This is a genomic window from Corallococcus sp. CA047B (assembly GCF_003612065.1).
Classification (GTDB): domain Bacteria; phylum Myxococcota; class Myxococcia; order Myxococcales; family Myxococcaceae; genus Corallococcus; species Corallococcus praedator.
In genome coordinates this window covers 18,728-28,098 of the sequence record NZ_RAWD01000103.1, presented here as the reverse complement: position 1 = coordinate 28,098, position 9,371 = coordinate 18,728, and the positions used below count along the sequence as shown (strand labels likewise).

At 69.9% G+C, this 9,371-nt stretch carries 8 protein-coding genes; 4 read left to right on the top strand and 4 right to left on the bottom strand.

Annotated elements, in window-relative coordinates:
- From D7X74_RS17830 to D7X74_RS17820, 3 genes are all read left to right on the top strand, one after another.
- Positions 1–571, top strand: a 571-nt coding sequence (locus D7X74_RS17830) for a cation:proton antiporter (protein ID WP_199741846.1), incomplete at its 5' end; no start/stop codon positions are given.
- A gap of 48 nt (positions 572–619) precedes the next feature.
- A complete protein-coding gene (locus D7X74_RS17825; protein WP_120534168.1) occupies positions 620–1,240 on the top strand; it encodes an L-threonylcarbamoyladenylate synthase in 621 nt (206 codons plus the stop codon).
- A 22-nt stretch (positions 1,241–1,262) separates the two neighbouring features.
- Positions 1,263–2,249 carry a hypothetical protein gene (locus tag D7X74_RS17820; protein ID WP_120534167.1) on the top strand — a complete coding sequence of 329 codons (987 nt, stop codon included), beginning with the start codon at positions 1,263–1,265 and terminating at the stop codon, positions 2,247–2,249.
- A 25-nt stretch (positions 2,250–2,274) separates the two neighbouring features.
- On the opposite strand, the gene D7X74_RS17815 is transcribed toward D7X74_RS17820, so the two are convergent.
- A complete protein-coding gene (locus tag D7X74_RS17815) occupies positions 2,275–2,577 on the bottom strand; it encodes a hypothetical protein (protein WP_120534166.1) in 303 nt (100 codons plus the stop codon).
- A 174-nt stretch (positions 2,578–2,751) separates the two neighbouring features.
- On the opposite strand from D7X74_RS17815, the gene xerD reads away from it, so the two are divergent.
- Positions 2,752–3,687 carry a site-specific tyrosine recombinase XerD gene (xerD, locus tag D7X74_RS17810; protein WP_120534165.1) on the top strand — a complete coding sequence of 312 codons (936 nt, stop codon included), beginning with the start codon at positions 2,752–2,754 and terminating at the stop codon, positions 3,685–3,687.
- Positions 3,688–3,715: 28 nt separating this feature from the next.
- Here xerD and D7X74_RS17805 read toward each other — a convergent pair whose 3' ends face one another.
- The 3 genes from D7X74_RS17805 to D7X74_RS17795 form a co-directional block, all read right to left on the bottom strand.
- Positions 3,716–6,853, bottom strand: coding sequence for an alpha/beta fold hydrolase (locus tag D7X74_RS17805; protein ID WP_120534164.1), 3,138 nt, complete (start codon positions 6,851–6,853; stop codon positions 3,716–3,718).
- 171 nt (positions 6,854–7,024) lie between these two features.
- Positions 7,025–8,422, bottom strand: coding sequence for a hypothetical protein (locus D7X74_RS17800; protein WP_120534163.1), 1,398 nt, complete (start codon positions 8,420–8,422; stop codon positions 7,025–7,027).
- A 96-nt stretch (positions 8,423–8,518) separates the two neighbouring features.
- The gene (locus tag D7X74_RS17795; protein ID WP_120534162.1) at positions 8,519–9,340 is read right to left on the bottom strand and encodes a DUF1963 domain-containing protein; all 822 of its coding nucleotides are present in this window, start codon (positions 9,338–9,340) and stop codon (positions 8,519–8,521) included.
- Positions 9,341–9,371: the final 31 nt, after the last annotated feature.

Below are 9,371 nucleotides of genomic sequence, written 5' to 3'. Positions count from 1 at the left end.
GGCCATGCTGCTGTACATGCGGGGCGTCAACCGGGAGCTGCCCCTGTTCCTCGTCGGCCTGTCGTTCGCGGCGGCGGAGGGTGGGGCGCGGCTGCACCTGTCGCCGCTGCTGGTGTCGCTGGCGGCGGGCGCGCTCATCGCGAACCTGGACGAGCGCGAGGGCCGGCGCATCCACCATGCCATCCAGCAGGCGGGCCTGCCGGTGTTCGCGCTCTTCTTCGCCGCGGCGGGGGCGGGCCTGAAGCTGGACGCGCTGGTGACGGTGGGACCGGCGGCGCTGCTGCTCGTGGCCCTGCGGGGGCTGGCCATCTGGGGCGCGTGCCGCAGGTTCGCGCCCGCCGGGGACCCGCGCCTCAAGCGCTACCTGTGGATGGGCCTCATCTCCCAGGCGGGCGTGACGTTCGGGCTGGCGGCGCTGGTGTCGCGCACCTTCCCCACGTTCGGGCCGCAGGTGGAGGTGCTCATCATCGCGATGATCACCGCGCACGAGCTGGTGGGCCCGGTGCTCACCCGGCGCGCGCTGCTGGGCAGTGGCGAAATCCGTGCGGAAGAGGCGGGCGGCGGCGCATAGTTGGGGCTCGCCGCCGTCGGCCTGTCCCTGTCAGGAGTCGCGCCCGTCATGCCCCCCGCCGTCGCACCCATCCTCGAGGTGGACGTGGACCACCCCTCGCCGCGCCACATCGCTCGCGCGGTGGAGGTGCTGGAGAAGGGCGGCCTCATCGCCTATCCCACGGATACCTATTACGGCCTCGGTTGTGACCTGAACGCGAAGAAGGCCATTGAACGGCTCTACCAGCTCAAGGGCCGCGACAAGAAGAAGCCCCTGTCGCTGCTGTGCCCGGACCTGTCCGACGTCGCCCGCTACGCGCACGTGAGCAACTTCGCTTACCGCGCGATGAAGGGCCTCACCCCCGGCGCCTTCACCTTCATCCTGGAGGCCACGCGCCTGGTGCCGGAGGTGATGATGACCAAGCAGAAGCAGGTAGGACTGCGCGTGCCGGACGCCACGCTTCCCCGCGAACTGGCGAAGGCCTTGGGCCGCCCGCTCATCACCACGTCCGCAACACATACCGATGGTACGGTTTTGTCAGACGCCAGGGACATCAAGACCGTGTTGGGGCACGGATTGGATCTCATCCTTGACGGTGGCGTGACATTGAACGAGCCGTCCACGGTGGTTTCACTCGTAGGCGATGCGCTTGAAATTCTCAGGCAAGGCAAGGGTAGGCTGGAAGCCTGAACCCGAACCAGAGGGGGGAGCCTTGGCCGAGGGGGACCGTCCAGAAGTGCCAGTGATTGTCGACGTACCGGAGCGGGTGCCCGGGGCGCTCGCGCTGCTGGGGCTGTTGATGCTCCGGCCCATTGATCTGCACTACCGCCTGCGCGAGGCCGGCATCCGTTCGCCCGCGGGGCGCATTGGCCAGTTATGGCGCGAGCAGGCGGAAGGAGGCCGCGCCGCCGGGGCCTTCGTCGCCCGGATGCTGCTCTTGCTCGTGGTGCTGTCGCCGGGCCTCACGGTGCTGACCGGGCTGGGCCTGCACGTCATGGGCGTGCCCATGCGGGGCGTGTGGTTCCTCTCCGCGGCGCTGTGTTCCGCGGTGGGGCTGGTGGTGGCGCTGGTGTCGGGGCTCGCGTCGGGGGTGCTGTTGGGGTCGCTTGCGAGCATGTCGATGCTGGCGGGGCTGCACGCCACGGCGGGCGGCGCCTTCGGTCCGGAGTCCGGGGGCCTGGCGGCGATGGCGGTGGGCATCTGCCTGGGCATCGTGTCCGGCCTGTCGGCGGGGAGCATCGGGGGGTTGGCGAGTGGCCGCGGGCCCTCCGTGCGCAACGTGCAGGTGGCGGCGATCGCGACGAGCGTGGTGCCCATGTTCGTGTGGAGCGGCGCTTCGTCGGTGTCCTTCGCGGGCGCGGTGGCGGCGAGCGCGCTGGTGGCCTTCCTGGCGTGTGCCTTCCGGTTGCCGTTCTACGCGCTGGAGGTGCTGGCGCAGGCGGTGGCGTACGCGGTGGAGCGCTTCACGGGGCGGCCCACGCTGCGGTGGGTGCCGGTACGGCACCACAACCTGAGCTACCTGCCGCACCCGTTCCTGGGCCGGCACCTGGCGCTGGCGGTGCGCTCCCGGCCCGCGGAGGTGCTGGCGGTGGCGGATGCGTGCCTGCGCTCGCCGGGCAACATCCTGGTGGGCTGGCCGTGGGTGGTGGAGGCGCTGGAGCGCGCGCACGCGCAGGAGGCCGTCGAACCCCAGGCGTGAGGCCCTGGGGTCCGGTGGTGCCGTGCTACGGGGTCGCGGACGGGAGCTTCTCGACCTGGGTGATGACCTTCGCGCCCACGGCGTTCGGGGCGTAGGTGACGCGAACGGTGTCGCCGGGCTTGATGGCGTCCAGGGTCGCCTTCAGCTCCTGCTTCGGGTTTTCGATGACGTAGGTCAACGGCGGCGCGGAGGCGGTGGCCCCCGCGAGCTGGACGGACGTCGGCGTGATGCTCTTCACCTGGCCGTCCTTCGTCTTCGTGGACGTCGCCTGGGGGGCAGGCTGGGCCAGCGTCGTCGCGCTCATGCTCCCCATCGTCAGTGCCGCCATCCACAGCCATCCTGGTGCGCGCATCGGGTTGCTCCTTGCTTCGGGTGGGCGGAGGCAGGTCGTGTCACCGGCCCGCTCCGGTTGAAGGCCACGTTGGAACGGGACGCTATCCGGTCGTGACGGGGGAGGTGGCCGGGGAGTTGCCCTCGGGTGTTCCTTCGCTACCCTGGGCCCATGGAAGGACTGCTCGACGCGTTCATCGCCTTCATCCGCGCGGAGCGGGGGTTGTCCGGCAAGACGGTGGACGCCTACGCGGCGGACCTCACCGTCTACTTCGAGGACCTGCGCGCGCGCGGGAAGGACGACGCGGCCCGCGTCACCCAGGAGGACGTGCTCGCGCACCTGACGACGCTGGGCAAGCAGGGCCTGAGCCGCCGCAGCCAGGCGCGGCACCTGGCCGCCATCCGCGTCTTCCACCGCTTCCTCGTCGCGGAGCGGCTGGCGGACAAGGACCCCACGGAAGACGTGGACACGCCCAAGTCGCCGCGCAAGCTGCCCGTGTTCCTCACGCTGGAGGAGGTGGAGCAGCTGCTGGCCGCGCCCGACGAGCGCACCGTCACGGGCATGCGCGACAAGGCGATGCTGGAGGTCCTCTACGCCACGGGGCTGCGCGTGACGGAGCTGTGCACGCTGGAGCTCAACAATGTACAGCTCACCGCAGGCTACCTCATCGCGAAGGGCAAGGGCTCCAAGGAGCGCATCGTCCCGCTGGGCCGCGTGGCGATTGAAAAGGTCCAGACGTTCCTGTCGCTGTCGCGGCCGGAGCTGCTGGGCAAGCGCGAGGCGAAGGCGCTGTTCGTCACGCCGCGCGGTGGAGGCTTCACGCGGCAGGGCTTCTGGAAGCTGCTCAAGCGCTACGCGCTGAAGGCCGGCATCCTGAAGCCGCTGTCACCGCACAAGCTGCGGCACTCGTTCGCCACGCACCTGGTGGAGCGGGGCGCGGACCTGCGGGCGGTGCAGCAGATGCTGGGCCACGCGGACCTGGCGACGACGCAGATCTACACGCACGTCAACGGCGCGCGCCTGCGCAAGGTGTACGACGAATTCCACCCGCGCAGCGACGCGTTCAAGCCGAAGCCCGCCGCGCGCAAGCGCCCGCCCACGGCGTGACGGATGCGGCGCGAGGGCGCGGTGGGACTCAGGACCCGCGCCCCTTCAGCACGAAGTCCGGGTTGCCGTAGAAGAGGTAGTTCGCCCAATCCCTTGAGCGCATCCGCTTCAGCTCCGCGCGCCCTGCCTGGAGCGCGGCGTTGAGGCCCACGCCCCGCAGGATCTCCCGGTAGAAGCTCAGGGAGAACGCTTCCGCCTCGGCGTCACCGACGGGCCAGGTGGTCCCGATGAAGTTCGCCACTCCGCCGCGCAGGAACGCCTCCGCCAGTCCGACGGCCGTGTCCAACTGCTCCACGGAGGTGCGCAGGGGCTTCACCACCTCCAGCCGCCCCGCCATCCTGCGCAGCCGACCCGACTCACAGGCATTGAAGAACACGAGCGCCGGCAGGTTCGAGAGTCCCGCCAGGTCGGCGCCCGACAGCACGGTGTGGTGGTGGCACACAATGCCGCTGCGGGCCGGGGTGTCCTCGTCGAAGAACGCGTGCCCGGCGTAGTGGACGATGTCGTAGCGCCCTGAGCTGAAGGCGGCCAGGAGTACCGGTCGGGTGGCCTCCTCCCCCCGGATGACGTCGACCCGGACGCCGGGGAGGTTCTGGAAGAGTTCCCCCAGACGCCTGCCTTCCCGCGCGGCCACGGGCAGGTCCCCGGTTGGGTCCACGACCAGCAACACCCGCAGGACGTCATCCTCCACGCGCTCGGAGAGCCACTTGGCCACGGACAGGTTGTCGGCGGAGTAGCGGCGACTGAGGCCCTTCTCCGCCGCGGGAAACCAGACCGTCTCCCCGTCGTCGAGCGGCAGCGCCAACGTCTCCCATGGCACGCGTGAGAGCGGTGCATCATGTACCACCACGAGGTGGTGGTCTCGCTGGCGCGCAAGCACCGTGCGGACCGCGTCGGGGAGCAGCAGGTCGGCGAGCCGGCGTCCTCCCCGGGTGAAGTCCTGCACGCTCGCGGCGACCACGGCCTCCCGCGCGGCCAGCAGCTCCCGTGTATTGATCGTGCGAAGTCCGCTGACGATCGCGGCCTTGCCCCCCGAGGTGAGCAGCGACGCGTGGATGTCCACCGTCCGCTCGGCCTCCGCCGCGCTAGCGGTCTCCTGCCGCAGGATGAGATAGACCGGCTCCTCGCGGCGTGTGGGCTGCCCCTGCCCCCAGGGCGCCTCCCGCTCCGGTGGAAGGACCACCTCGTCCAGGGTGAGCTCCAACTGCTCGGTCAGGGAGGTGCTGGACAGGCGGTACAGCTCCTCCTTCAGTTCGAGGAACCGCTGGGGATCCTGCTCGCAGATGATCAACCGGCGGAAGCCGCGGTCGTGGTCGGCGTCGCGGAGGCCCCGGAAGAAGCCCATCAGCAGGTTGCGCAGCGCTCCGGCCGCGGTCCGCCCGGAGTTTGCTCCAAAGAGCACGGTGGCGAACTCCTCGATGCGCGCGTTGATGAAGGTCCGCATGACATTCTCCGCGGCCGTCTGGAGGACGGAGTCGCTGAGGGTGTCGAAGGAGCCCAGGCCCACGAAGCAGAGGATGTCGGCCGCGAGCGGATGCCGTCCGGTCGGCATCATGAAGACCTCTCCGATGTTGCGCGAGAACATGCGCCGGTTGTTCAGCTCGGTGATGGCGCCACCGAGCCGCGCATCCAGCGCTTTGGCCGGGCCCCCCGGAACGACATCGCGGAAGATGCCAATCGACAGGGCGCGGGCGTCAACCTCGGTGATGCTCCCGAGCGCGATGCGGAGGTCGATCCGATGCTGCCTTCGCCGCCCCACGACGACCTGCTCGAACGGGTGACGGAACCCGGTCCCCAAGGCCGCCGGAGAGATCGGAAGTGGCATCGGTCCGGTGATGACGCCGTCGTTGCGTGCCGTGGGTGCGACGAGCTCCTCTGTCACCTCCCGAAGCTCGCGCTGGCTCAGCGCGGGACCTCGGCGCCCGTCATAGGGCTCCACCCGCAGCGCCGCTTCGGGGACCTCGGTGACCGGGGCACGCAGTGCGCTCGGTGCGGGTTGGGTGGGGAGCACGTCCGTCTGTCCACGATCCAGGAGATCACAGACGGCGCGCGCCACCCGCGAGTTGTTCGGCAACGCCCCGTGGCTCTCGGCGATGTAGTAGTGCGCCTTCACCCCGCTCATCTGGGCGAACTCCAGTGGCACCGTGCCATCCCCCTGACGGGAGGTCTGGTAGACGAACCGTCCCTGCTCGTCGTGGCGCAGGCCCACGGTCGTTTCCTGGTCCACGCCGCAGATGATGAAGAAGTCCTCGCGCGCGCCCGCGAGCCCCGCACGCATCGGCGCCACCCCCTTGAGGAGGACGTCGCGGGGGTGGAGGTCGTCGGGAGGCCATTGGGAGAGATCGTAGAGGTCCACCTCCGACCAACGCTCCGGGTCAGGGAGCATCTGGGTCAGCCCCGGGAACGTGGTGAAGAGGTCACGCGAGAGCTGCTCGGGGGTGTGCCGCAAGTCGAGCGCGCCAAGCTTGCGGACCACCGGATGGGTGGCGCGCAGGGCCATCACCGGATCAAAGGACCCGGAGTTCGGGGTGCCGAGCATGATGAGCCGCGCGTAGGGCGCGCCCTGGCCAATGGCCGCGCGTGCGACGAGCCCGCCCATGCTGTGCGCCACCAGGTGCACCTTCTCCCCCGCGCGCTGTTGGAGCACGGCGGCGAGTTCAGCACCGAGTTCGGTGATGCTCCTGCGCCAGTCGAAGGCGTGAAAGTGCGCGTCGAAGCCTGCCTGGCAGAGCCGGAACTTGAGCGAGAGGTAGGCGAACAACATCACCCCGAGCGCGGAGAGGCCATTGCCCGGAGCGGGGAGCTCCAGGTGGGTCAGCCTGCCGGCGCCGATGTCGATGGGGTCGAACCAGAAGACGTCGTCAAGGAGGCCAAGCTTCCGCTTGCGGCCAATCCTCGAGCCCAGGAGGCCCGGAAGGATGAGGACCGGTGGGCCTCCGCGCAGCGTGCGGGAGGCGGTCGCATCGCGGGCGAGTCGGGTCAATTCGGTGTACTGCTCCGGTCCGAAGTAGTCCTCGAGCAGTCCCTGGTGGGCGCCGGTGACGAGCGCTTCTTCCACTTCCTCGTCGCGCAGCTCGAACCCGGACTGGCAGGTGACGTCCGGGGCGGGGCGGGGGCGTGTCCTTCGGGGTGACGGCTTCGAGCGCGAGGGCTTCCGTGAGGCCATGGCTTCCTCCCCTGACACCGCGCCAGCGCGATGACGGGGGAGGCTAGGGCTTCCGTGCGGTGGGTGCAGGCCCCGCGCCGGGACTGTGCGGCAGTCCCACTTGAGGCTGCCCCCAGGGGCGAGCCGCTGTGTCCGCTTCGCGTCAGCCGCCGAGGACTTCGTGGCGCACCGCTACAACCCGGTGCTCTTCAGCAGCAGGCGCGCGGGGCCGGGGAAGAACCCCGGCGTGTAGATGTTCGCATCGGTGACGAACGCCGTGTCGCCGCTGACGACCAGCTTGGGACCGGTGGTGGGGCGGATGAAGAGGGGCAGGGTGAGCTGCGTCTCCGGCCAGCGCACCACGCCGCCCGTTCCGAACGCCGTGTCCAGATCGCCATTGGCCTGGAAGCGGAACAGCGCGGGCTTCGCGCGCACGTTGGCGTAGACGAGGATCTTCCCGTCCGCCTGGATGGCAAGGCCGCTGACGTTCACCACGTCGAGCACGTCCTCGGGCGCGGTGAACTCGCGCACGCCTTCGGGGCCGAAGGTGACGTCGGGCTTGCCCTCGGCCGTGTAGGCCACGAGCTTCATCACGCCGTAGCCGGTGCCGCCCACCTTCACGTCCTGGCGCTCACCCGCGAGCAGGAAGCCGCCGCCCGGACGGGCCACCATCGCGTGCGCCCTGCCGCCCACGCTCTTCGCGAGCCCTGACGTTCCGAACGTCAGGTCCTGGTTTCCCGCAGGACGGATGCGCACCGCCGCGAAGTCGTCTCCGCCGCCGATGACGATGCTCGTGCCCTGGATGGCGATGCCCTGGACGGATTCGGCGTTCGTGTACGCGCCGCCAATCCAGCTTCCCGCGGGGCTGCCCGCGGACGTGAAGGTCGTATCGAGCGAGCCGTCCGCCTTGTAGCGGATGAGCGCGAAGTCCTCGTCCAGGCCGTCCGACTTCGTGAGGAACCCGCCCACGTAGAAGCGTCCGTCCGCCATGGGCAGGATTCGGTGCACCGCGCCCCGGAAATCAACGCTGCCGTCCGCGCCGAAGTGCAGCCGGGAGCGGCCCGTCTTGTTGAAGCTGGTGTCGAGCTGTCCGCTGGGGGTGAGCTTCACCACGGCGAAGTCGCGCGAGTCGGAGGTCGCGCCGCCCTGGGCGAAGCCCGCGACGAGGAGGCTTCCATCCGCGAGCACCGCGACCGTGTCCGCGCGGTCGGCCTGTTCGCGCTCTCCGGAGATGGCGCCCGTCGCGGGACCCTCGAAGTCGACAACGACCGAGCCCTGGGTGCCGAACGCAGTGTCCAGCTCGCCGGTGGCCGTGTAGCGGCGCACCAGCACGTCCACGCTGGTGGTGGCCAGGTTCGCTTCGGTGGAGCCCACCACGATGAGGCCCCCGTTGGAAGCCGCGAGCGCACGGCCCTCCTCGGCGGGCGCCTGGGTGCCTCCATCCGTGCCGGCATCCGTCTGCGTGCCAGCGTCCGTCGGGCCCGGATCCGGGTCGCCGTCATCGCCGCCACACGCCCCGCTGCCCGCGACGAGGGCGCCCGCCGCCACCGCCACCACGAGATTCCAACCGCTCCACACGTTGCGCTTCATTCGAGATGTCCCTTCAGGGGTAGCAGGGACTCATCTGGGCACCCCCCGCACCCGGGGTGCAAGTGGGGGCTCGGGGGATGCACCCATGCCCTGCCATCAGGCGTTCGCGCTCGTCACCACTGCGCGCTCCAGCCGTCCCGCCGCCAGGTCTTCCGGGTGGATCAGGACGTAGACCCAGTTTGTTCCCCAATGGAAGCCTGCGGGGTTGTCGTAGTTGATGCGCCAGAGCTGCACATCGGGGGCGTGTCCGGACGGTGGACGGGAGGCGTCCTCCTCATCCAGTCCGCCGCTCCGGTGTCCGCCCAGTCGGTGCAGCCCCGTTCCCTGCTCATCCTGGAGGAAGCCCTCGGGAGCCCAGTCGTTCCAGCGAGCCTGGAGCTCCGCGTCCTCGTCGCGAAGCGGTGCCTCCCAGGTGTCTCCTCCTGGCAGTGACCAGCCTGACGCGAACGACATCCGTGCTTCCCAGCGCCCCACACACAGGGGAAGGGGGAGGGAACGGGAGCGGGCTTCGGAGGGATCCGGATACCAACGGATGCGAAACGCCTGCGACGCAGGTCCGCTCACCGCCATGTCGAGCGCGAAGAGTCCGTGGCGTGGCAGCTCCGGAGGCAGGTCCTGGATTCGCGCGAAGTGAAGCTGCCCGAGGAAGCGGAAGCCCTTCCACGGAAGGTCCGCTTCTTCCGCGTACGGGGTGCCGCCAAACTTGCTGTCGAGAATCCCGAGCACCGGCTGCGCGGAACGTTGTCCCAACATCCGGTGCACCCAGGAAGGCCGCAGGGGCCGCGCTGAAACCCGCTCCGTCCGGACGTACGTGCACCTGCGCGGGGCGTCGTCGAGGAACCGTTCGACGCGGTCCACCAATCCCTGCGAGCGAGCGCGGAGCAACCGTCTCAGGTCTTCCGGAAGTTCAGGGCGCATGTCTTCAGGTCCAGGTGGGCTTCGCCTACCC